The 23,576-nt window shown below is 56.5% G+C and carries 21 protein-coding genes; 7 read left to right on the top strand and 14 right to left on the bottom strand.

Features of this window, described 5'->3' with window-relative positions:
• The first annotated feature begins 214 nt into the window (after positions 1 to 214).
• On the top strand, positions 215 to 1,399 hold the full coding sequence (tsgA, locus tag ABR39_RS03285; RefSeq protein WP_047345758.1) for an MFS transporter TsgA: 1,185 nt from the start codon (positions 215 to 217) through the stop codon (positions 1,397 to 1,399).
• A gap of 3 nt (positions 1,400 to 1,402) precedes the next feature.
• Here tsgA and ABR39_RS03280 read toward each other — a convergent pair whose 3' ends face one another.
• Complete coding sequence (locus tag ABR39_RS03280; RefSeq protein WP_047345757.1) at positions 1,403 to 2,719, bottom strand: cytosine deaminase; 1,317 nt, start codon at positions 2,717 to 2,719, stop codon at positions 1,403 to 1,405.
• 239 nt (positions 2,720 to 2,958) lie between these two features.
• Between ABR39_RS03280 and nirB the strand changes: the two genes are divergently transcribed.
• From nirB to ABR39_RS03260, 4 genes are all read left to right on the top strand, one after another.
• Positions 2,959 to 5,502, top strand: a complete 2,544-nt coding sequence (gene nirB / locus ABR39_RS03275; protein WP_047345756.1) for a nitrite reductase large subunit NirB — start codon at positions 2,959 to 2,961, stop codon at positions 5,500 to 5,502.
• Positions 5,499 to 5,825 carry a nitrite reductase small subunit NirD gene (gene nirD / locus ABR39_RS03270; protein ID WP_047345755.1) on the top strand — a complete coding sequence of 109 codons (327 nt, stop codon included), beginning with the start codon at positions 5,499 to 5,501 and terminating at the stop codon, positions 5,823 to 5,825. Before nirB ends, nirD begins: the two co-directional genes overlap by 4 nt.
• 136 nt (positions 5,826 to 5,961) lie before the next feature.
• Positions 5,962 to 7,335 (top strand): siroheme synthase CysG, encoded by a 1,374-nt coding sequence (gene cysG, locus ABR39_RS03265; protein ID WP_047345754.1) that lies wholly within the window; start codon positions 5,962 to 5,964, stop codon positions 7,333 to 7,335.
• 143 nt (positions 7,336 to 7,478) lie between these two features.
• The gene (locus ABR39_RS03260; protein ID WP_008503029.1) at positions 7,479 to 7,649 is read left to right on the top strand and encodes a YhfL family protein; all 171 of its coding nucleotides are present in this window, start codon (positions 7,479 to 7,481) and stop codon (positions 7,647 to 7,649) included.
• Positions 7,650 to 7,794: 145 nt separating this feature from the next.
• On the opposite strand, the gene trpS is transcribed toward ABR39_RS03260, so the two are convergent.
• The 12 genes from trpS to ABR39_RS03205 form a co-directional block, all read right to left on the bottom strand.
• The gene (gene trpS, locus ABR39_RS03255; protein ID WP_047345753.1) at positions 7,795 to 8,799 is read right to left on the bottom strand and encodes a tryptophan--tRNA ligase; all 1,005 of its coding nucleotides are present in this window, start codon (positions 8,797 to 8,799) and stop codon (positions 7,795 to 7,797) included.
• Positions 8,792 to 9,553, bottom strand: a complete 762-nt coding sequence (gene gph / locus ABR39_RS03250; RefSeq protein WP_047345752.1) for a phosphoglycolate phosphatase — start codon at positions 9,551 to 9,553, stop codon at positions 8,792 to 8,794. Before gph ends, trpS begins: the two co-directional genes overlap by 8 nt.
• A complete protein-coding gene (gene rpe, locus ABR39_RS03245) occupies positions 9,546 to 10,223 on the bottom strand; it encodes a ribulose-phosphate 3-epimerase (protein WP_024907923.1) in 678 nt (225 codons plus the stop codon). Before rpe ends, gph begins: the two co-directional genes overlap by 8 nt.
• 41 nt (positions 10,224 to 10,264) lie before the next feature.
• Complete coding sequence (gene dam, locus ABR39_RS03240) at positions 10,265 to 11,077, bottom strand: adenine-specific DNA-methyltransferase (RefSeq protein ID WP_047345751.1); 813 nt, start codon at positions 11,075 to 11,077, stop codon at positions 10,265 to 10,267.
• A gap of 67 nt (positions 11,078 to 11,144) precedes the next feature.
• Entirely contained in the window at positions 11,145 to 12,446 is a 1,302-nt protein-coding gene (gene damX / locus ABR39_RS03235) for a cell division protein DamX (RefSeq protein ID WP_047345750.1), read from the bottom strand.
• 92 nt (positions 12,447 to 12,538) lie between these two features.
• A complete protein-coding gene (gene aroB / locus ABR39_RS03230; RefSeq protein WP_047345749.1) occupies positions 12,539 to 13,627 on the bottom strand; it encodes a 3-dehydroquinate synthase in 1,089 nt (362 codons plus the stop codon).
• A gap of 56 nt (positions 13,628 to 13,683) precedes the next feature.
• On the bottom strand, positions 13,684 to 14,205 hold the full coding sequence (gene aroK, locus ABR39_RS03225) for a shikimate kinase AroK (RefSeq protein ID WP_003861630.1): 522 nt from the start codon (positions 14,203 to 14,205) through the stop codon (positions 13,684 to 13,686).
• A gap of 286 nt (positions 14,206 to 14,491) precedes the next feature.
• The gene (gene hofQ, locus ABR39_RS03220) at positions 14,492 to 15,715 is read right to left on the bottom strand and encodes a DNA uptake porin HofQ (RefSeq protein WP_430748964.1); all 1,224 of its coding nucleotides are present in this window, start codon (positions 15,713 to 15,715) and stop codon (positions 14,492 to 14,494) included.
• Entirely contained in the window at positions 15,642 to 16,046 is a 405-nt protein-coding gene (locus tag ABR39_RS24070; protein ID WP_048339016.1) for a HofP DNA utilization family protein, read from the bottom strand. Before ABR39_RS24070 ends, hofQ begins: the two co-directional genes overlap by 74 nt.
• Positions 16,036 to 16,491, bottom strand: a complete 456-nt coding sequence (locus ABR39_RS03215) for a hypothetical protein (protein ID WP_047345747.1) — start codon at positions 16,489 to 16,491, stop codon at positions 16,036 to 16,038. The genes ABR39_RS24070 and ABR39_RS03215 overlap by 11 nt, the downstream gene beginning before the upstream one ends.
• 3 nt (positions 16,492 to 16,494) lie before the next feature.
• Positions 16,495 to 16,983, bottom strand: a complete 489-nt coding sequence (locus ABR39_RS03210) for a PilN domain-containing protein (protein WP_047345746.1) — start codon at positions 16,981 to 16,983, stop codon at positions 16,495 to 16,497.
• Positions 16,980 to 17,756, bottom strand: a complete 777-nt coding sequence (locus ABR39_RS03205) for a hypothetical protein (RefSeq protein WP_047345745.1) — start codon at positions 17,754 to 17,756, stop codon at positions 16,980 to 16,982. Before ABR39_RS03205 ends, ABR39_RS03210 begins: the two co-directional genes overlap by 4 nt.
• Before the next feature lie 120 nt (positions 17,757 to 17,876).
• Between ABR39_RS03205 and mrcA the strand changes: the two genes are divergently transcribed.
• Complete coding sequence (mrcA, locus tag ABR39_RS03200; protein WP_047345744.1) at positions 17,877 to 20,429, top strand: peptidoglycan glycosyltransferase/peptidoglycan DD-transpeptidase MrcA; 2,553 nt, start codon at positions 17,877 to 17,879, stop codon at positions 20,427 to 20,429.
• Between the two features lie 79 nt (positions 20,430 to 20,508).
• On the opposite strand, the gene nudE is transcribed toward mrcA, so the two are convergent.
• Entirely contained in the window at positions 20,509 to 21,069 is a 561-nt protein-coding gene (gene nudE, locus ABR39_RS03195) for an ADP compounds hydrolase NudE (protein WP_008503041.1), read from the bottom strand.
• 324 nt (positions 21,070 to 21,393) lie between these two features.
• Between nudE and ABR39_RS03185 the strand changes: the two genes are divergently transcribed.
• Complete coding sequence (locus ABR39_RS03185) at positions 21,394 to 23,529, top strand: intracellular growth attenuator family protein (RefSeq protein WP_047345743.1); 2,136 nt, start codon at positions 21,394 to 21,396, stop codon at positions 23,527 to 23,529.
• Positions 23,530 to 23,576: the final 47 nt, after the last annotated feature.

Below are 23,576 nucleotides of genomic sequence, written 5' to 3'. Positions count from 1 at the left end.
GGAGACCAGCCTTTTACCTAATTTTACGAAATTGAAACAGTTGTAACCACGCAAACGATTGGTATTAGCGGCTTTTTATGTGACCTTGATCACATAAAAACCTGCAATGAAGTTCTAATTTCTCTTAAAAGATATGAATAGATCACTTTAATGTCTAAAATCTGCCCGCTCTCAGCGCCCGATGGGCGCTTTTCTTTTTTTGAACAGGCCAGACATGACTAACAGCAATCGCATCAAGCTCACATGGATCAGCTTCTTCTCCTACGCCCTGACCGGCGCGTTGGTGATCGTCACCGGGATGGTGATGGGAAATATCGCAGACTACTTCCAGCTGCCCGTTTCCAGCATGAGTAACACCTTCACCTTCCTCAACGCGGGGATTCTGATCTCCATCTTCCTGAATGCCTGGCTGATGGAAATCGTGCCGCTGAAAACGCAGCTGCGTTTTGGTTTTGTGCTGATGCTCGCCGCCGTGGCGGGACTGATGCTGAGCCACAGCATCGCCCTGTTCTCCGCCGCCATGTTCGTGCTCGGTCTGGTCAGCGGTATCACCATGTCGATCGGGACCTTTCTGATTACCCATATGTATGAAGGCCGTCAGCGCGGCGCGCGCCTGCTGTTTACCGACTCTTTCTTCAGCATGGCCGGAATGATTTTCCCGATGGTCGCCGCCGTTCTGCTGGCCCGCAGCATTGAGTGGTACTGGGTCTACGCCTGCATCGGCCTGGTCTACGTGGCAATCTTTATTCTGACCTTCGGCTGTGAGTTCCCGGTGCTGGGCAAAAAAGCGCAGGCTACCGCAGAACCCGTCGCGAAAGAGAAATGGGGTATCGGCGTGCTGTTCCTCTCCATTGCCGCCCTGTGCTACATCCTGGGCCAGCTGGGCTTTATCTCCTGGGTACCGGAATACGCGAAAGGCCTGGGCATGAGCCTGAACGACGCGGGTAAGCTGGTGAGTGATTTCTGGATGTCTTACATGTTCGGCATGTGGGCGTTTAGCTTCATCCTGCGCTTCTTCGACCTGCAGCGCATTCTGACCGTGCTGGCAGGTCTGGCGACCGTGCTGATGTATCTGTTCATCAACGGTTCTCCGGAGCATATGCCGTGGTTCATTCTGACCCTGGGCTTCTTCTCCAGCGCGATCTACACCTCGATCATCACCCTGGGTTCTCTGCAGACCAAAGTGGCCTCGCCGAAGCTGGTTAACTTCGTCCTGACCTGCGGCACCATCGGCACCATGCTGACCTTCGTGGTCACGGGCCCAATCGTCGCCCACAGCGGTCCGCTGGCGGCGCTGCACACCGCGAACGGTCTGTATGCCGTGGTGTTTATCATGTGCCTCGTTCTGGGCTTCGTGACTCGCCACCGCCAGCACAACGCGGCAGCGGCGTCTCACTAAACCCTACGCCCCTTTGCGCTCGGCAGAGGGGCTGTTTCTGGCAAAGCTCACCTCTTCTCCTCCGATATCCATCTGGATCCAGGTCTGCGCCAGCTGCGTGGTGGCAATCACGCGCCCCTGTCGAATGGACCAGCGCACCGGCACCTGGCAGCGCACCGCTTCAAACCCGCTCTCCGCAGGCAGAATAATCAGATTCGCCGGGTTTCCCGTTTCAATGCCGTAATCGCTCAGGCCGAAGGTCCGGGCGCTGTTATGGGTTATCAGATTCAGGCCGCTGTCGATTTGCGGATACCCCATCATCTGGCAGACGTGCAGCCCCATATGCAGCACCTGCAGCATGTTGCCGGTACCGAGCGGGTACCACGGATCAAACACATCGTCATGCCCGAAGCAGACGTTAATGCCCGCTTCCTGCAGCTCTTTCACCCGGGTGATGCCGCGACGCTTCGGATAGTCGTCAAAGCGCCCCTGCAGGTGGATGTTGACCAGCGGGTTAGCGACGAAGTTTATCCCCGACATCTTCAGCAGGCGGAAAAGCCTCGAGGTGTACGCGCCGTTGTAGGAGTGCATGGCGGTAGTATGGCTGGCCGTCACGCGCGGACCGATGCCTGCTTCATATGCTAGCGTCGCCACCGTCTCGACAAACCGCGACTGTTCGTCGTCAATTTCATCGCAGTGGATATCCAGCGGACGGTCATATTTCTTCGCCAGGTCAAAAGCGATATGCAGCGACTGCACGCCGTACTCGCGGGTGAACTCGAAGTGTGGGATCGCCCCCACCACGTCAGCCCCCAGTTTTAACGCTTCTTCCAGCAGCGCCGCGCCGTTCGGGTAAGAGAGAATGCCCTCCTGCGGGAACGCGACGATTTGCAGCGTCACCCACGGCGCAACCTCCTGCTTCACCTCCAGCATCGCCTTCAGGGCGGTGAGCGTCGGGTCGGAGACATCCACGTGGGTGCGGACAAACTGAATGCCGTTGGCGATCTGCCACTTTAGCGTTTTCCAGGCGCGCGCTTTCACATCGTCATGGCTGAGCAGCGCCTTGCGCTCGGCCCAGCGCTCAATGCCCTCAAACAGCGTTCCGGACTGGTTCCAGTTCGGCTCGCCCGCCGTCTGGGTGGTATCAAGATGGATATGCGGCTCGATGAACGGGGGAATAGCCAGCCCACCGCGCGCATTCAGTACTTCATAACTTTCGGCATGGGTATCGTCCATTGGGGTGATGTCACCAAATCGCCCGTTCTCAATGGCAAGCTGCCACAGCCCTTCCCGACCCGGTAAACGAACATTCTGAACAAGCCATAACGGTGTTGTAGACATACCTTTCCCCTAAAAAACGCAGCTGATATTCAGGCGTATCGATTTTTGCAAAACCGCCCCTGATTTGTACACAAATTCAACGAACACGAAAAGCCTGCGATTTCCGCCACTTATAAAAATCCTGACAAATCAGGTGCATACCACCTAAGGGGTAGGCGAAGACGTATTTGATTTGCATCAATAAGCGCCCCTGCTGAATCGTTAAGGTAGGCAGTAATAGAAAAGAAATCGAGGCAATAATGAGCAAAGTCAGACTCGCTATCATCGGTAACGGCATGGTCGGCCACCGCTTTATTGAGGATCTTCTCGATAAAGCCGATGCTGAGCAGTTCGATATTACCGTGTTCTGTGAAGAACCCCGCAAGGCGTACGACCGTGTGCACTTGTCTTCCTACTTCTCCCATCATACCGCCGAAGAGCTCTCTCTGGTGCGCGAAGGTTTCTACGAGAAGCATGGCGTAAAAGTGCTGGTGGGCGAACGCGCTATCACCATCAACCGTCAGGAAAAAGTGATCCACTCCAGCGCCGGCCGTACGGTTTTTTACGACAAGCTGATTATGGCGACGGGCTCCTATCCGTGGATCCCACCGATTAAAGGCTCAGAAACTCAGGATTGCTTCGTTTATCGTACCATTGAAGATCTCAACGCCATTGAGTCCTGCGCCCGTCGAAGCCGTCGCGGTGCGGTGGTCGGCGGCGGCCTGCTGGGCCTCGAAGCCGCGGGCGCGCTGAAAAACCTCGGCGTTGAAACCCACGTCATCGAATTTGCCCCAATGCTGATGGCCGAACAGCTGGACCACATGGGTGGTGACCAGCTACGCCGTAAAATCGAAAGCATGGGCGTGAAGGTTCACACCAGCAAAAACACCAAAGAGATCGTCCAGGAAGGCACCGAGGCGCGTAAAACCATGCGCTTTGCCGACGGCAGCGAGCTGGAAGTCGACTTCATCGTCTTCTCCACCGGTATTCGCCCGCGCGACAAGCTGGCGACCCAGTGCGGTCTGGCCGTCGCCCAGCGCGGCGGGATCATGATTAACGATACCTGCCAGACCTCAGACCCGGATATCTACGCGATTGGCGAATGCGCCAGCTGGAACAACCGCGTGTATGGTCTGGTAGCGCCAGGTTACAAAATGGCGCAGGTTGCCGTGGACCATATCCTCGGCACCGAAAACGCCTTCGAAGGCGCAGACCTGAGCGCCAAGCTGAAGCTGCTGGGCGTCGACGTCGGCGGTATTGGCGATGCGCATGGCCGCACGCCTGGCGCTCGTAGCTACGTTTATCTCGATGAAAGCAAAGAGGTCTACAAACGCCTGATCGTCAGCAAGGACAACAAAACCCTGCTCGGCGCGGTGCTGGTGGGCGACACCAGCGATTACGGTAACCTGCTGCAGCTGGTGCTGAACGCCATCGAACTGCCGGAGAACCCGGATGCGCTGATCCTGCCGGCGCACGCCTCCAGCGGTAAGCCCTCTATCGGCGTGGATAAACTGCCGGACAGCGCGCAGATCTGCTCCTGCTTCGACGTCACCAAAGGCATGCTGATTTCAGCCATCAACAAAGGCTGCCACACCGTGGCGGCGCTGAAAGCGGAAACCAAAGCCGGTACCGGCTGCGGCGGCTGTATTCCTCTGGTCACTCAGGTGCTGAACGCCGAGTTGACGAAACAGGGTATCGAAGTGAACAACAACCTGTGCGAGCACTTTGCTTACTCTCGCCAGGAGCTGTACCACCTGATCCGCGTGGAAGGCATTAAGTCCTTCGACGAACTGCTGGCGAAACACGGCCAGGGCTACGGCTGCGAAGTGTGTAAACCGACCGTCGGGTCACTGCTGGCCTCCTGCTGGAATGAGTACGTGCTCAAACCGGAACACACGCCGTTACAGGATACCAACGACAACTTCCTGGCAAACATTCAGAAAGACGGCACCTACTCCGTTATTCCACGCTCTGCCGGTGGCGAAATTACGCCGGAAGGGCTGGTCGCGGTGGGCCGCATTGCACGTGAATTTAACCTGTACACCAAAATTACCGGTTCCCAGCGCATCGGCCTGTTTGGCGCGCAGAAAGACGACCTGCCGGAAATCTGGCGTCAGCTGATTGAAGCCGGCTTCGAAACCGGCCACGCGTATGCCAAAGCGCTGCGTATGGCGAAAACCTGCGTGGGCAGCACCTGGTGCCGCTACGGCGTCGGCGACAGCGTGGGCTTCGGCGTGGAGCTGGAAAACCGCTACAAAGGCATCCGTACGCCACACAAAATGAAGTTCGGCGTCTCCGGATGTACCCGTGAATGTGCGGAAGCGCAGGGTAAAGACGTGGGGATCATCGCCACCGAGAAAGGCTGGAACCTTTACGTCTGCGGCAACGGCGGGATGAAGCCACGCCATGCGGACCTGCTGGCCGCGGATCTCGACCACGACACGCTGATTCAGTATCTCGACCGCTTCATGATGTTCTACATTCGTACCGCCGATAAGCTGACACGTACGGCCTCCTGGCTCGATAACCTGGAAGGCGGTATCGACTACCTGAAGTCGGTCATCATCGACGATAAGCTGGGCCTGAACGAACATCTGGAAGCCGAGATGGCTCGCCTGCGCGCGGCGGTTATCTGCGAGTGGACTGAAACCGTCAATAGCCCGGCGGCACAGACCCGCTTCAAACACTTTATCAACAGCACCCAGCGCGACCCGAACGTACAGGTTGTGCCAGAGCGTGAACAACATCGTCCCGCAACGCCGTATGAACGTATTCCGGTCACGCTGGTGGAGGAAAACGCATGAGCCAGTGGATAAACATTTGCGATATTAACGACATTATCCCCGCAACCGGCGTGTGCGCGCTGCTGGGCAGCGAGCAGGTTGCGATTTTCCGCCCTCGCCACGATGAACAGGTCTTTGCCATCAGCAATATCGACCCGTTCTTCGAGGCCAGCGTGCTCTCCCGTGGACTGATTGCGGAACATCAGGGTGAGCTCTGGGTCGCCAGTCCGTTGAAAAAGCAGCGTTTCCGCCTGACCGACGGGCACTGCATGGAAGATGAAAGCTTCTCAGTGAAGCACTACGACGCCCGCGTGAAGGACGGCAAGGTGCAGCTGAAAGGCTAATTCCCTCGCCTTTTCAATATGAAAAGCTTATGACCCCTTATGGGTAACGGCAGGAAAAACCGTATGTTCTGTACGATTCCTGCTGTTATCCTGACGTCAATTCTTACCCCCTCCATGAATGCTGCGAGGTAATGTCGTGGATCACCTGCCGATTTTTTGTCAATTACGCCACCGCGACTGCCTGCTTGTGGGCGGCGGCGACGTGGCCGAGCGCAAAGCACGCCTGCTGTTAGAGGCTGGCGCCCGACTGACCGTCAACGCCATTGCCTTCTCCCCCCAGTTTGACGTCTGGGCGCAGGAAGGGATGCTTACGCTGGAGCAGGGGGAGTTTAATGAATCCCTGCTGGATACCTGCTGGCTGACCATCGCCGCGACGGATGACGATGCAGTGAACCAGCGCGTCAGCGACGCCTGCGAAGCGCGCCGTATCTTCTGCAACGTGGTGGATGCGCCGAAAGAGGCCAGCTTCATCATGCCGTCGATTATCGACCGTTCGCCGCTGATGATCGCGGTGTCGTCCGGTGGTCGCTCACCCGTTCTGGCGCGCCTGCTGCGGGAAAAGCTGGAAGCCGTATTGCCACAGCACCTCGGTCAGATTGCCCACTACGCGGGGCAACTGCGTTCCCGCGTGAAGCAAACCTTCGCGACCGTTGGCGAGCGTCGACGCTTCTGGGAAAAATTCTTCGTGAACGACAGGCTGGCGCAGTCGCTGGCGAATCAGGACAGCAAAGCGGTTGAAGAGACAACGGCGCAGCTATTCTCTGAACCGCTGGACCATCGCGGCGAAGTGGTGCTGGTGGGCGCAGGTCCTGGCGATGCGGGCTTGCTAACGCTGAAAGGGCTACAGCAGATCCAGCAGGCGGATATTGTGGTTTACGATCGTCTGGTCTCTGATGACATCATGAACCTGGTGCGTCGCGACGCCGACCGCGTCTTCGTCGGCAAACGCGCGGGCTACCACTGCGTTCCGCAGGAAGAGATTAACCAGATCCTGCTGCGCGAGGCGCAAAAGGGCAAACGCGTGGTGCGTCTGAAAGGGGGCGATCCGTTTATCTTTGGTCGCGGGGGTGAAGAGCTGGAAACTCTGTGTAACGCGGGTATTCCCTTCTCCGTGGTGCCAGGCATTACTGCGGCATCCGGCTGCTCAGCTTACTCTGGCATTCCGCTGACCCACCGGGATTACGCCCAGAGCGTGCGCCTGGTGACGGGCCACCTGAAGACCGGCAGCGAGCTGGACTGGCATAACCTAGCAGCCGAAAAGCAGACGCTGGTGTTCTACATGGGGCTGAACCAGGCCGCCACGATCCAGGCAAAGCTGCTGGAGCACGGCATGGAGGCAGATATGCCCGTCGCGCTGATAGAAAACGGTACCGCCATTACGCAGCGCGTGGTGGATGGGGTGCTAACGCAGCTAGGCGAACTGGCGCAGCAGGTCGAAAGCCCGGCGCTGATTGTGGTTGGGCGCGTGGTCGAACTGCGCGATAAACTCAACTGGTTCTCGAATCACTAACGCATACTCTTCCTTTCCGGAGTAGTCCTTAAGCGGACTACTCCCCTCTTACCGCTGTCGATAACATACCGCCCCGAAGTGGAAATTTTCCCTTTATTCCCTTGAGTTACATCCAATTTTCGTTTTTAAGACAAGGAATGCGTATGTTCAAACTGGCAAAAGCCGCCGTTCTGGTCGGTCTGTTATCCACTCTGACGGCCTGCACCGGTCACGTTCAAAACACCAAAAATAACTGCAGCTACGATTACCTGCTGCACCCGGCGATCTCTATTTCGAAGATCATCGGTGGCTGCGGCCCGGCGGCGCAGCAGTAAGCGATTTTCAGGCGTAAAAAAACCGGGGATTTCCCGGTTTTTTAGTTTTGGAGAAGTGCGGCCTGATGCCCTCACCCTGGCCCTCTCCCACAGGGAGAGGGTACAAACCCTAAAAACGGTAACGTGGTTACCGTTTTGCTTTTACCTATGGTTTCGCGACAAACCCAATCGCTTCGTACACCGCTTTCAGGGTTTCGGACGCGCGCGCGCTGGCTTTTTCCGCGCCCTCTTTCATCACTTTCTGCAGGAAAGCTTCGTCGTTGCGATAGCGGTTATAGCGCTCCTGAAGCTCGGTCAGCATGCCGGAAACGGCGTCTGCCACTTCACCTTTCAGGTGACCGTACATTTTGCCTTCGAAGTGCTGCTCCAGCTCAGGAATGCTCTGGCCGGTGACACCGGAGAGGATATCCAGCAGGTTGGAGACGCCCGCTTTATTCTGCACGTCGTAGCGCACCACAGGCGGCTCGTCGGAGTCGGTCACCGCGCGCTTGAGCTTTTTGACCACCGATTTCGGGTCTTCCAGCAGGCCGATAACGTTGTTGCGGTTATCGTCAGACTTGGACATCTTCTTGGTTGGCTCCAGCAGCGACATCACGCGCGCGCCGGATTTCGGAATAAACGGCTCTGGCACTTTAAACACATCACCGTAGATCGCGTTGAAGCGCTGGGCAATATCGCGGCTCAGCTCGAGATGCTGCTTCTGGTCTTCGCCAACCGGCACCTGGTTAGTCTGGTACAGCAGGATGTCTGCCGCCATCAGCACCGGATAGTCAAACAGACCGGCGTTGATGTTTTCAGAGTAGCGCGCGGATTTATCCTTGAACTGGGTCATGCGGCTCAGCTCACCGAAATAGGTGTAGCAGTTCAGCGCCCAGCCCAGCTGTGCATGCTCTGGCACATGGGACTGAACAAAAATGGTGCTCTTCTCAGGATCAATCCCACAGGCCAGATACAGTGCGAGGGTGTCCAGCGTGGCTTTACGCAGCTTCTCAGGATCCTGACGGGCGGTAATCGCATGAAGGTCCACGATGCAGTAAATGCAATGGTAGTCGTCCTGCATGCTGACCCACTGACGTAACGCACCCATGTAGTTACCAATGGTCAATTCACCTGAAGGCTGTGCGCCACTAAAAACGATGGGCTTAGTCATTATTCAATTCCTGATGTTCACTGTGCGAAAGCCCGAGTGCGGGCAACAAATCTTTGAAGTGGTCGAACACAACATCCGGCTCACTTAGCGTGATGGCCTCACCGTAGTTATAGCCATAGGTTAATCCGACGGAAGGACACCCAGCCGCTCGGGCAGCCAGAATATCATTGCGCGAATCACCGACAAAGAGCAGCTCAGCAGGTGTTAAGGATAATTTTCCTGCCACCAGCAGCAGCGGTTCCGGATGCGGCTTTTTGTTTTGCACATCGTCGCCGCCCACAATCACGGAGAAGTACTTCGCGATATCCAGCGCTTCAAGCAGCGGTGCCACAAACGGCGTTGGTTTGTTGGTCACCAGCCCCAGCGGAATACCCTTCGCGTGCAGCGCGCTCAGCGTTTCCGTAACGTCCGGGAAGAGGAAACTGCCCTCCTCGACGGTCTCTTCATAGAAACGATCGAACAGTTTGCGCAGAATGCGCAGCTGCTCTTCCTGCGGGATATCGGCACCATCAACGCTCGGTTTACCCTGCGCGGAACGCTGCGACGCGCGCTCCTGCCGCGCCCACGTCAACGCGCGCTCCATCAGCACATCGGCGCCGTTGCCAATCCACGTGACGACACGCTCTTCGCCCGCAACGGGCAGCTCAAGGGCATACAGCGCCTGGTCGACGGCACTCGTTAAGCCCGGCGCGCTGTCAACCAGCGTGCCGTCGAGGTCGAATGCCACACCCCGAATTGCCTGCAACTTATCCATGACTTACCTTCGCCAGCTCGCGGCGCATTTCATCAATGACTTTTTTGTAATCCGGTTGGTCGAAAATCGCTGAACCTGCAACGAACATATCCGCGCCCGCTGCCGCAATTTCACCAATGTTATTCACTTTCACACCGCCGTCTACTTCCAGGCGAATATCGTAACCTGACTCATCAATGCGACGGCGTACTTCACGCAGCTTGTCCAGCGTGTGGGGAATGAACGACTGACCGCCAAAGCCAGGGTTAACGGACATCAGCAAAATGACGTCCAGCTTATCCATCACATAGTCGAGATAGCTCAGCGGCGTGGCCGGGTTAAACACCAGACCCGCCTTGCAGCCGTTCTCTTTGATCAGCTGCAGGGTGCGATCCACATGTTCAGAAGCTTCCGGATGGAAGGTGATGATGCTGGCGCCCGCCGCGGCGAAATCCGGCACGATACGGTCGACAGGTTTCACCATCAGATGGACGTCAATCGGGGCGGTAATGCCGTAGTTGCGCAGCGCCTTAAGCACCATTGGACCAATGGTCAGATTGGGGACGTAGTGGTTATCCATAACGTCGAAATGGACGACATCTGCGCCAGCCGCGAGAGCTTTAGCGGTATCTTCACCCAGGCGGGCAAAATCGGCCGACAGAATTGAGGGAGCAATCAAAAACTGTTTCATCCGCATCTCCTTGAAATGTGTTTACCGGCGGGCAAAACGGCTCAGGGGCGATAAAGAGCCAGGAGTTCGTCCACCTTTTTACGTGTGCCGCCGTTGCTGCTAATGCTACGCCGCACTTTAACCTGAAAATGCTTCGCGGCTTTGTACCATTCGCGCGTATCAGGGGTATCGTGATTTGAAATTAACACCGGAATTCTTTTGCTGACCAGCTTTTCCGCCATCTCCGCCAGACGGGCCTGTTCGGCCGGGCTGAAGCTGTTGGTGTGATAGGCGGTGAAGTTCGCCGTCGCCGACAGCGGCGCGTAAGGGGGATCGCAGTAAACCACCGAGTTTACGCCTGCCAGCTCCATACACTCTTCATACGAGAGGCAGTGAAACTCGGCATGCTGTGCTTTTTCGGCAAAGTGATACAGCTCGTCCTGCGGAAAATAGGGACGCTTATAGCGGCCAAACGGCACGTTAAATTCCCCTCGAAGATTATAACGGCACAGGCCGTTGTAACCATGACGGTTGAGGTAGAGGAACAGCAGCGCCCTGCGGAACGGATCCTGACTCTGGTTAAACTCCGCACGGAACTGGTAGTAAACGTCCGGGTTATTGTTCTCAGGCGTAAACAGTGCACGCGCCTCTGCGACATACTCATCGGTACGATGCTTAACGATGTTATAGAGGCTGATAAGGTCGCTGTTGATATCCGCCAGGATATAACGAGAAAAATCGGTGTTCAGGAACACCGATCCCGCACCCACGAAAGGCTCGATAAGACACTCGCCTTTCGGCAGGTGCTTTTTAATATCATCGAGCAGGGGGTATTTCCCCCCTGCCCATTTCAGAAAAGCGCGATTTTTTTTCATGCTGACTAACTGATTACACCTTCTCCGGCTGTGGAGAAAGCTCCGACAGCATCCTGCGCTTTAAACATTACTTCAGATCGGCCTGAACCTGATGAATCGGCTTCGCCCACGGGTTTTTCGCCTGAACATCAGCAGGCAGCGTCGCCACGGCACGTTTTGCTTCGTCTTTTGAAGCATACACACCGCTGACCAGCACATACCACGGCTGACCGTTACGGGTCGTCTGATAAACAACATAGTTTTTCAGATTGGATTTCTTCGCCCAACCGTTGAGATTGTCATAGTTAGACGAACTGCTCAGCTGCAGCGTGTAGTTGCTGGATGGCGCAGACTTCAGCGAACCGACGTTACCTGCAGTTTTACCTGCCGCGCTGCTGGATGCTGTTGCCGTTGCGGCAGGCGCAGCTGTGGCAGCCGGTGCTGTGGTGGTTGCCGTTGCTTTCGGTGCAGTCTGCGTGACTGGTGCTTTAGCAGGCTCGCTCACCGCAGCCGTTTCAGTGTGTTTCGGCTGGGCCGGTACGGCTTTCACTTCAGGCGCTTTTACCACTGCCTGAGGTTTGGCTTCACGCTTAGGCTCAATCACAGCCTGCTTACGTTCAGGACGTGTTGCAGTCTGCGTCTGGCGCGGTTTGGTTTCCGTCGCGGCCGTTTGCGGCTGAGCGTTACCACCGCGAATCGGGGCAACGGTTGCAGGTTCAGTTGGCAGCGTAGAGTTAACCACGACGTTATCAACCTGCTGCTGATTCTGCGGCTGCGTCAGCGCATTGTTCAGGTCTCCCTGAACTTCTACGCGCTGCTGGCCTTCAGGCGTAGCAGGTGCCTGGCCCTGAGCAGGGGTAGAGGAAACGGGCGGCAGAGAAACATCCTGCGGCGTTGTTGTGTTACCAGCGGTCCGCTCTGCGGAAGTGGCACCCGGTGCAGGCTGCGCACCATTCGCCTGATTGGACGCATCGTTACCGGAAAGGTTAATGCTCTTCTCGGCGGAAGCGGTTTGCTCGGTTGAGTTCGTTGACGGTGCTTTTAGCGCGGAGCCAATGCCGACAATCAGCAGCACAAGCACCAAAACGCCAAGGCCCATCATGATGTACTGGCGGGAAGCCGGTTTTGGCGCAGCGGCTTTTTTACGTTTACGCGGGCGACGCTCTACAGGCTGTTCGTCCATTGAATCTTCTTCGGACTCATAATCCTCTTCTTCTCGCTCCTCGTGCGCGTTGCGGCTGCGCGAAGGGCGACGATCGTCTGCATCCAGATCAACATCGTCAAAGTTGATCTGCGGCTCGTTATCACGTTCTGAAGATTGACGAGAACGACCAGTACGACGATCGCTGGGATCGGGTTTCAGCTCGTCTTCTGGTTTGAATTCATCCATTTAACACCCCACTCAAAGGCTTATGCCAACGACTTTGCATTTCACCTGAAGCTAAACGACCACCTGCAACAGTGGCCTGACCTTTCTAGTTGTTACGCCTGCTGACAATCAGCGATAGCGCCAAGAACGACATCGTGCGGCACTCCGCCGCGCACTTCACTCTTCCCTATTGCAAGCGGGAGTACAAGACGCATCTCACCTGCCAATACTTTTTTATCGCGCATCATGTGGGGTAAATACGCTTGCGCCGACATCTCCTGCGGCCCGGTTACCGGCAAACCTGCACGCTCAAGCAGCGCAATGATGCGTGCCGTCTCTTCCGCCTTGAACTGTCCAAGACGTTCAGAGGTGCGGGCAGCCATTACCATTCCGGCCGCAACGGCTTCACCGTGCAGCCAGTTACCGTAACCCATTTCGGCTTCAATCGCGTGACCAAACGTATGCCCAAGATTCAGTAAAGCACGTAAGCCCGTTTCACGCTCGTCTGCCGCGACAACTTCTGCTTTCAGTTCACAACAACGACGAATGCAGTATGCCAGTTTAGCCTCATCCAGGCGCAACAACGCATCCATATTCTCTTCAAGCCAGTTAAAGAACTCGCCATCCAGAATAATGCCGTATTTGATCACTTCCGCCAGGCCAGAAGCCAGCTCGCGCTTCGGCAGGGTTTTCAGACAGTCGAGATCCACCACCACCGATGCGGGCTGGTAGAACGCGCCAATCATGTTTTTACCGAGCGGATGGTTGACTGCCGTTTTGCCACCCACAGAGGAGTCGACCTGAGACAGTAACGTGGTCGGGATTTGAATAAAGCGGACACCACGTTGATAGCTTGCGGCCGCAAAGCCGGTCAGATCGCCCACAACACCGCCGCCCAAGGCAAGCAGTGTTGTATCGCGACCGTGCGGTTTTTGCAGCAATGCGGTAAAGACGGTATCCAGTACCGTCAGGCTTTTATACTGCTCGCCATCGGGGAGAATCACACTGTCGACTTTAACGCCCGCCTGCTCAAGCAGGTGGCGTACACGGTCGAGATAAAGCGGAGCCAGCGTCTCATTGGTGACCAGCATCGCCTGATCACCCGCTTTCAGTGGTAAAAAGGAAGCTGGATCGTTAAACAAACCAGCCGCGATGGTGATAGGGTAACTACGTTCCCCGAGAGTAACTGTAATCCTCTCCATGACGCGACATCCACCTTTAATGCTTTACCCGCAGGCGAGTGTATATAAAGCCAGAATCAGTTGCTTTCCAGCATATGAATAATCTGGTTTGCAACCACTTTAGCGCTCTGATCGTCAGTACGAATGGTCACATCGGCAATCTCTTCATACAGCGGATTGCGTTCATCGGCCAACGCTTCCAGAACTTCGCGTGGTGGCGTTTCAACCTGCAGCAACGGGCGCTTTTTATCGCGCTGCGTACGTGCCAGCTGTTTCTCAATGGTCGTCTCAAGATAGACCACTACGCCACGGGCGGAGAGACGGTTGCGGGTTTCGCGAGATTTCACAGAGCCGCCGCCTGTTGCCAGAACGATGCCCTGTTTTTCCGTGAGTTCGTTGATCACTTTTTCTTCTCGGTCACGGAAACCTTCTTCGCCTTCTACGTCGAAAACCCAGCCCACATCAGCTCCGGTTCGTTTCTCAATCTCTTGATCAGAATCGTAAAATTCCATATTGAGTTGTTGAGCTAACTGACGCCCAATAGTGCTTTTGCCGGCACCCATAGGCCCAACCAGAAAGATATTGCGTTTCTCTGCCATTTTATCGGTACTACTAAGACTATTCGTTAATGGTAATCCCCGCTTCGCAGACACCCAGCGTAGCAGGACATGAACTGAAACCTCATATGCAATAGAGCGAGAGTCAGACTAAAAATTATCTCAATACTCCGGCTTGTTTGGCAACTGATTAAATCACCGCGCCGGGCGCATAAGGTAATAAGACGTAAGTCCAACTCAAATCGGTACTCCTTGTATGCTAATTCATGCCCCACGTCAAACTTCTGCAACAAACTGAATGCAAAATCATTGCGGAGATCGTCACCCGTCAGTGAATAGCGACCAGACGTGGTGTAATAAACACCACTAACTCACGTCGTTCGTTATCTTTCCCGTCATGGCGAAAAAGCGCCCCAATCCAGGGAATGCTACCCAGCCCCGGTACGCTGTCATTGCCGGTTTTGTTCTTCTGGGAAAAAATTCCCCCCAGCGCCAGCGTTTCTCCACTTTTTACCTCAACCTGCGTTTCTATCTCCTGTTTGTCGATAGCCAGCGTTTCACCGTCAGCCTGCTGTAGCACCTGTCCTGGCATATTTTCGCTGATGTGTAATTTCAGGCGCACGCGTCCCCCCGGCAATACCACCGGTGTCACCTCCATCCCCAATACCGCCTCTTTGAACTCAACGGAGGTCGCGCCGCTTTCACCGCTTGAGACCTGATACGGGATTTCACTGCCCTGCTTGATACTGGCCGGTTGCATATGCGAGGCCAGCAGCCGCGGGTTGGCGATGATATCGACCTGCTGTTTTTGCTCCAGCGCAGACAGCTCCAGATCCAGCAGCCGACCGTTGATTCGCCCGATATTAAAACCCACGTGGCTGGTGGCGCCAGCCACGGAAAGATCGCCGCCAAGCGTCGTGAGCTGTCCGACCTTGCCCGCGTCGGTGGCGTCGGCGAGATTCCACTTCACTCCCAGCTCGCGCAGGCTTTTTTCAGTAATGGTCACAATGTGCGCAGCCAGCTCTACCTGCTCGACGGGAATATCCATCTGAGCGGCCCAGCGCTGGAGCGTATCCACCACCGTCTGGTTATCCCGAATCAGCAGGCGGTTGGTACGTTTGTCGACGGATAAGCTCCCCTTTGGGCTCAGGAGTTTTTCTGCGGCTTTTTGCAGATCTGCAGCATCGGCATAGGAAAAAGAGATGTTCTGTGAGACCAGCGGTGCATCAAGCTGTCGACGCGTCCGCTCCTGCTCAGAACGTTCCTGCTGTTCACGCTGCCACGCCGCGGTATGAACATAAAAAATACCCCCTTCCTCTCGCAAAACGAGCCCGGCGCTAGAGACAACCGTCTGTAGCGCTTGCCGCCAGGGGACGCGCGTCAGGTTGAGCGAAAGCGTGCCGCTGACATCAGGCGATACCACCAGATTGCGGCTCTCCTGTGCGACCAGCGCCTGCAGCACCTGGACCACAGGGACGTCATCCACCACCAGCGTGACCGGCTTTGGCGCGGCGGCCCACAGCGGATGGCTGAACGCCAGCAGCAACAGCATTATCCGTAAGTTCATTCTTATCCGTTCCTTCTCGTTGCCACGTCCATTGGACGGGTTCACAGGTATCACCCACATCAACAACCAGCTCATATTCATTGATGGCTGTTATCTGCCAGCCCGCCGGGAAGCGTTCATGCGTTTTCAGCCGGTACCAGCGCTTTTGTCCATCCTGTAAGATGCCGATAGCCTGACGTCCTCCCACCATGCCGCGATAGTGCCATTGCGCCAGTTCACCAATGGCGCAAGGATCGTCCGGCGGGCGAAACGGATCGCGCATGCCTGTTAAGAGCAACACTGAGCAAACCAGCAAATATCGCGCGCTATTTCGCATGATTCAGCTCCAGCCGCAGGCGTAACACCTTACCTTCTGACGAAACAGCGAAAGCCGCGACCTGCACATCCCGCTGCGCCAGCCGGGAAAAAAGCCCCGGGATCGCCGGCCACTCAACCTCCAGCGCCAGTTCTCCTCCGGTCTGCAGCGGCTTCCAGTGAACCAGCTTCGTGCCATCGTCCTGAAAATCGAGCGGTGAAAACGGCGTCAACTCCCGTACTTCCGTCGTTTCCGGGTGAGGCGGTATCGTTCTGACCGCAGGCCATAACGCCGCGTTAGCCCTTACGTCCTGGATCAGCTGGCGTTGTCGTTCAGCACACTGTCTGTCTACCGGTCTGAGCAAGGTGCTCCACGCAGCCAGTCCTGCCAGGAGACTCCCCAGACACCAGCAGAGCACCCGAATCCAGGAACGACTCTCGCACCAGCGTTCCAACAGGGTATTCACGCGTTATCCCTCGCTTTTAAGATGAAAAGTAAACATCCAGCGCCCCTGATTATCTTGCCGAAGCTCACCCTCCGTCCCGGGGGTAAAACCGGCAATGTGTCCAAGCGCATCACGCAGGGCAGACAGGGCTGGCAGAGTTGTGGCATATCCGGTCAACATCAGCGTAGGTGGCTGATAGCGCAGTTCCGTCAGCCAGACCTGTGCAGGTATGGCGCGGGAAAGTGACTCCATCACTGGTTGCCACTGGCGTTGCTGACGCGCAGGCATCTGCGTTTGTGCAGCAAGCCTCTGGCGAGAGGCCAGCACGTGCTGCACGGATTGTGTTCCCGCCAGATCCGTTTGCAGGGCATGCAGCCGCATGAGATGGGTCATCCGCAGACAAAAAATGACCATGAGCATCACCAGCGCTGTGCCGAAAAACATCGCGCCCCAGAAACGCAGGCATCGCGCGCGCCGCTGCTGTCGCCACGGCAGAAAGTTCGTGATGCTCATTCGGGCACCTGACTCATGGCCAGCGCCAGCGCAACGGTATAATCAGCACCGCATTCCGGTAACGGGGCATGGCAGCCTTTCAGGGTTTCCCACGGGTCACGTCGGCTATCAAACAGCGCGATGTCATCCGGACCAAGGGCCAGCAGCGCCGACAGCTCAGCCACGTTTTCGGCTTCTGCGGCAACGCGGCGGCCCCACTGGTGGCGCATTGCCCAGAGCCACTGCCGCTCGTCCCGCCAGGCGACGCACTGCGCCGGCGCCACGGCAGGAAGAAGATTCTTCAGCGCGCTGGCGTCCGGGGTAATGGTCACCAGCCGCAAACGCAGCGTTTTCGCCAGCGTCAGAAGCGTTTCGACCTCGTTATTTTGTGCCGCAGTGACGTGAAAGGTATTGCTGAAGGTGTCCTGCGCGTAATCGAAACGGAGCGTCTCTGCAGAGACCTCTAACTCGCGCGAGAGTGCCGCGCCAAGCCATGAGAGCTGCTCGCTGTCGCGCAGCGCAATGGCCGGGCGGGGAAGCGACCTTTGCAGGGTGCGCGCGGCCGGGAAAGAGAGAAACACCCTGTGAGAGTGCGGCAACGTTTTCCGCCAGTCGCGCAACGCATCAACCAGCTGTTCTGGCTGACAAATCTTGCCGTCACGAATGATGCCTTCGGCCAGAGGGATTGCCCACCAGCGGCGCAAACACCAGCCCGACTTCTCCCGGACCAACGCGACGATCAGCACCCTATCCTGTTGAATATGAACGCCCGTTTGCCATGTTTTGAAAGCCATGCTTCACGATCTCCTTATCGCCCGTCACCTTGACGGCTATATCAATGCATCAGGCTTGCCTTTATACTACCGCGCGATTGTTTAGAAACTGCCCAAGTGAAACCAAATGGGAAATCTCCGGTGAAGTTCGTAAAGTATTTATTCATCCTTGCAGTCTGTTGCATTCTGCTGGGAGCAGGCTCGATTTACGGTTTATACAAATATATTGAGCCACAGCTGCCTGATGTCGCCACGCTTCGCGATGTGCGTCTCCAGATCCCGATGCAGGTCTATAGCGCCGATGGCGAGTTAATGGCGCAGTACGGCGAGAAGCGTCGTATCCCGCTGACCTTAAACCAAATTCCACCTGTCATGGTGAAGGCCTTTATCGCCACGGAGGATAGCCGTTTTTACGAGCATCACGGTGTCGATCCGGTGGGGATTTTCCGTGCCGCGAGCATTGCGCTGTTTTCTGGTCATGCCTCTCAGGGGGCGAGTACCATTACGCAGCAGCTGGCGCGTAACTTCTTCCTCAGCCCTGAAAAGACGCTGACCCGTAAGATCAAAGAGGTGTTCCTTGCGATCCGTATTGAGCAGCTGCTGAGCAAAGACGAGATCCTTGAGCTGTACCTCAATAAAATCTACCTTGGCTACCGTGCCTATGGCGTGGGGGCTGCGGCGCAGGTGTACTTCGGTAAGCCTGTTGAGCAACTCACCTTAAGTGAAATGGCAACCATTGCCGGTCTGCCAAAAGCACCGTCCACGTTTAACCCGCTCTACTCGCTCGATCGCGCCACCGCGCGTCGCAACGTCGTCCTGTCACGTATGCTGAGCGAAGGCTATATCAGCCAGAGCGAGTACGACCAGGCGCGCAGCGATGTCATTGACGCCAACTACCATGCCCCTGAGATTGCCTTCTCAGCCCCTTATCTAACCGAAATGGTTCGCCAGGAGATGGTGAACCGCTATGGCGATAAGGCCTATGAAGATGGCTACCGCGTTTACACCACCGTCACCCGCAAGGTACAGCAGGCGGCTCAGGAAGCGGTGCGCAATAACGTGATGGACTACGATATGCGTCACGGCTATCGCGGTCCGTCAAACGTGCTCTGGAAAGTGGGCGAAAGCGCGTGGGACAGCAAAAAAATCACCAGTACGCTGAAAGCGCTGCCAACCTATGGTCCGCTTCTTCCTGCCGTGGTGACTCAGGCCGATCCTCAGGAAGCCGTGGCGACGCTCGCGGACGGTACGTCCGTCTCCCTGCGTATGGACGGTATCCGCTGGGCGCGTCCGTACCGTTCGGATACCCTGCAGGGCCCAACCCCGCGTAAAGTGACCGATGCAGTACAAACCGGGCAACAAATCTGGGTGCGCAAGGTCGGTGATGCCTGGTGGCTGGCACAGGTGCCGGACGTCAACTCGGCCCTGGTCTCTATCAATCCACAGAACGGCGCAGTAATGGCCCTGGTCGGTGGCTTCGATTTCAACCAGAGCAAATTTAACCGCGCGACCCAGGCGCTGCGTCAGGTCGGTTCCAATATCAAACCGTTCCTCTACACGGCGGCGATGGATAAGGGCCTGACCCTTGCCAGCATCCTTAACGACGTGCCTATCTCTCGCTGGGATGCCGGTGCGGGTTCCGACTGGCAGCCGAAGAACTCCCCTGCGGAATATGCCGGCCCCATTCGTCTCCGTCAGGGCCTGGGACAGTCGAAAAACGTGGTGATGGTGCGTGCCATGCGCGCGATGGGCGTCGACTATGCCGCAGAGTATCTGCAGCGCTTCGGCTTCCCGGCGCAGAACATCGTTCGTACCGAATCGCTGGCGTTAGGCTCCGCCTCCTTTACGCCGCTTCAGGTCGCGCGTGGATACTCGGTAATGGCCAACGGCGGCTTCCTGATTGACCCGTACTTCATCAGTAAGATTGAGAACGATCAGGGCGGCGTGCTGTTCGAGGCGAAGCCGAAAATTGCCTGTCCTGACTGCGATATCCCGGTCATTTATGGCAACACGCCGAAATCTGACGTGCTTGAGAATAAGGACATGGAAGACCCTGCCGTATCGCAGGAGCAGCCGAACGGCGTTGTACCGCAGCCGCAGCTGGAACAGGCGAACCAGGCGCTGGTCGCGCAGACCGGCGTGCCGGAGTATGCCCCGCACGTGATCAACACGCCGCTGTCGTTCCTGATTAAGAGCGCGCTGAACACCAACATCTTCGGTGAACCGGGCTGGCAGGGCACCGGCTGGCGCGCAGGGCGTGATTTGCAGCGCCATGATATCGGCGGTAAAACGGGGACAACCAACAGCTCGAAAGACGCGTGGTTCTCCGGTTACGGTCCGGGTGTGGTAACGTCAGTGTGGATCGGTTTCGACGATCATCGCCGTGATTTAGGCCGTACAACGGCGTCTGGCGCGATTAAAGATCAGATTTCCGGCTACGAAGGCGGCGCGAAAAGCGCGCAACCGGCCTGGGATGCCTACATGAAATCCGTTCTTGAAGGCGTACCGGAGCAGCCGCTGACGCCGCCGCCAGGCGTGGTGACGGTCAATATCGACCGCAGCACGGGCCAGCTCGCCAACGGCGGCAATAGCCGTGAAGAGTATTTCATCGAGGGCACGCAGCCGACCACACAGGCGGTGCATGAGGTGGGTACAGAGATTATTGATAACGGCGAAACGCACGAGCTGTTTTAAGCATAAAAATGCCCGGTAAAGCCGGGCAAAGAATTGTAGGCCGGGTAAGGCGAAGCCGCCACCCGGCTTTTTTTATGGCCTACAGCCGCCCTTGACCCTTCAGCCACTCCCGGACCAGGAACAGCGCGCTCACGTTGCGCGCTTCATTAAAGTCTGGGTCTTCAAGCAGATCCATCAGATGCGCTAACGGCCAGCGAACCTGCGGCAGCGGCTCCGGCTCGTCCCCTTCCAGCGATTCAGGGTAGAGATCTTCAGCCACCACGATATTCATTTTGCTGGAAAAATAGGACGGTGCCATGCTCAGTTTTTTCAGGAACGAAAGCTCGTTCGCCCCGAAGCCCACCTCTTCTTTCAGCTCGCGGTTTGCCGCTTCAAAGACGGTTTCGCCCGGGTCGATAAGCCCTTTCGAGAACCCAAGCTCGTAAGATTCCGTTCCCACAGCGTATTCGCGGATCAAAATCAGATGATCGTCGACAATCGGAACAATCATCACCGCTTCGCGCGAAGAGGGGCGCATACGTTCATAAACGCGACGCACACCGTTGCTGAACTCCAGGTCCACGCTTTCGACATTAAACAGGCGCGATTTGGCGACAGTTTCAACATTCAGAATGGTGGGTTTTTGTAGTGGTTTGCTCATCGTGATGGGTCTTAGCAGTGAGAACTGGCGTTATTGTGCGATATGCCGCACGGTTTCGGCAATGTCAATCGTTCTTTATTTACATTTATGCAACGTAGCAGGGATCAATCCTCAATTCAAAACAAATGTCAAGAGGTTGAAATGTTTCCAGGAATTTGCTGATATCGCGCCATAACAGGCTTTGCTATCATCACGGGTCACTGGGATGCGCTTCAGAATGCTCAAGTTCGACTCCATACTTGCCGATAGCCAACCACAGATTCTCGTTCAATGGAAAGGTGCTACTGACTACACCTGTAAGAAGATAAGTAAGATGGGGAAAGCATGAGCACCATTTTGATTGTTCTCGCTGCTATGCTGGCCGGCGCGTTGGTTGCAGGGTGGATGTACAGGCGTCGCGTACAGCGCCGTTATCGTCTGCCCTTTTTAAATGCATTTGCGGGAGCGACCACGCGCAAACTCACGCAAGACGAGCGTGATGCGGTTGAAAACTATCTCGAAATTCTGAACCGTTCTCAGTTAACCCCTGGGCCGACGGGAGCCACCGCTGCGCCTGTCGCGCTAAAGCTTAATACGCAAAGCGATACCGTGCTCTGCGTGACGCGCTCCATCACGCGCTACGGCATCACCACCGACGACCCCAACAAATGGCGCTATTACCTCGATTCCGTTGAAGTGCATCTGCCCCCGTCCTGGGAGCAATACATTAATGACGAAAACAGCGTTGAGCTGATTCACACCGATTCGCTGCCCCTCGTGATCTCGCTTAACGGACACACGCTGAATGAGTACCTTCAGGAAGCCCCGCGTTTTGCGCTTGAGCGCGCGAGTTCGACGCAGGCCTCCATTCGTGGCGAAGAGACAGAGCAGATCGAACTGCTGAACATTCGCCAGGAGACGTATGAAGAGTACGCCCTGAGCCGCCCGGACGGCATTCGTGAAGCCGTTCTGATCGTCGCCGCGTTCCTGCTCTTTTTTATCTGCCTGCTGACGCCGGACGTGTTTGTCCCCTGGCTGGCCGGTGGTGCGGTGCTGCTGCTGGCAGGCGGGCTTTGGGGACTCTTTGCCCCGCCGGCCAAGACCTCGCTGCGTGAGATCCACTGCCTGCGCGGGACGCCAAAGCGCTGGGGCCTGTTCGGCGAAAACGATCAGGAGCATCTCAACAATATCTCGCTCGGTATTATCGACCTTATCTACCCGCGCCACTGGCAGCCGTGGATTGCGCAGGACTTAGGCCAGAAAACCGATATTGATATCTATCTTGACCGCCACGTTGTGCGTCAGGGACGATTCTTATCCCTGCATGATGAAGTGAAAAATTTCCCGCTTCAGCACTGGCTCCGCAGTACGGTCATTGCCGGAGGCGCCGCGCTGGTCTTTGTCATGCTGCTGCTTTTCGTACCGCTGGATATGCCCATCAAATTCACGCTGTCGTGGATCAAAGGGGCGCAAACCATCGAAGCGACCAGCGTCAACAAGCTGGATGAAGCCGGTGTGCGCGTGGGGGACACGCTGCGCCTGAAGGGAACCGGCATGTGTAATATTCACGCCCCAGGGGCGTGGAACACGCGCCAGAACTCACCGTTCATGCCGTTCGATTGCTCGCAAATTATCTGGAACGACGCACCGCCGCTGCCGCTGCCGGAATCCGAAGTGGTGAACAAAGCCACGGCTCTTACCCAGACGGTGAACCGCCAGCTGCACCCGAAACCGGACGATGATTCGCGCGTTAGCCCTGCGCTGCGCTCGGCCATTCAGAAATCAGGCATGGTTCTGCTGGATGATTTTGGTGACATCGTTCTGAAAACTGAAGATCTCTGCTCCTCGCAGGATGAGTGCATACGCCTCAAGAATGCGCTGGTCAACCTGGGGAACAGCAAAGACTGGGACTCGTTGGTAAAGCGCGCCGAAGCGGGACGCCTGGATGGCGTTAACGTGCTGCTGCGCCCGGTTAGCGCTGAATCGCTGGATAACCTGGTCGCCACCTCGACATCGCCGTTCATGATGCGCGAAACCACCCGTGCGGCTCAGGCGCTGAACAGCCCGGCACCGGGCGGGTTTGTGATTGTCAGCGATGAAGGCAGCGACCTGGTCGATCAGCCCTATCCGCAGGTAGCGCTTTATGACTACCCGGCGCAGGAACAGTGGAATCAATTCCAGCGTCTGGCGCAGATGCTGATGCAAACGCCGTTCAGCGCCGAAGGGATTGTCACGAGTATTTATACCGACGCCAACGGCACCCGCCATATCGGCCTGCACCGGATGCCGGATAGCGCAGGTTTGTGGCGTTACATCGGCACCTCACTGCTGATGATCGCGATGCTTGTCGCCATTTTCTGGAATGGTTTCATGGCCCTGCGCCGCTACCAGCGCTCCCGCACCCGGCTTGCCGAAATCCAGCAGTATTACGAAAACTGCCTCAATCCGAAGCTGATCCCCTCCTCTGAGAGCCTGATCTGATAACGTCGTTGCGCGACAAGATGTGCTACCCTGTCGCGCACGTTTCT

The organism is Enterobacter genomosp. O (genome assembly GCF_001022965.1).
Lineage (GTDB): Bacteria > Pseudomonadota > Gammaproteobacteria > Enterobacterales > Enterobacteriaceae > Enterobacter > Enterobacter cloacae_L.
Note: the sequence above shows the minus strand (reverse complement) of the source record. Positions and strands in the feature narration are given on the sequence as shown.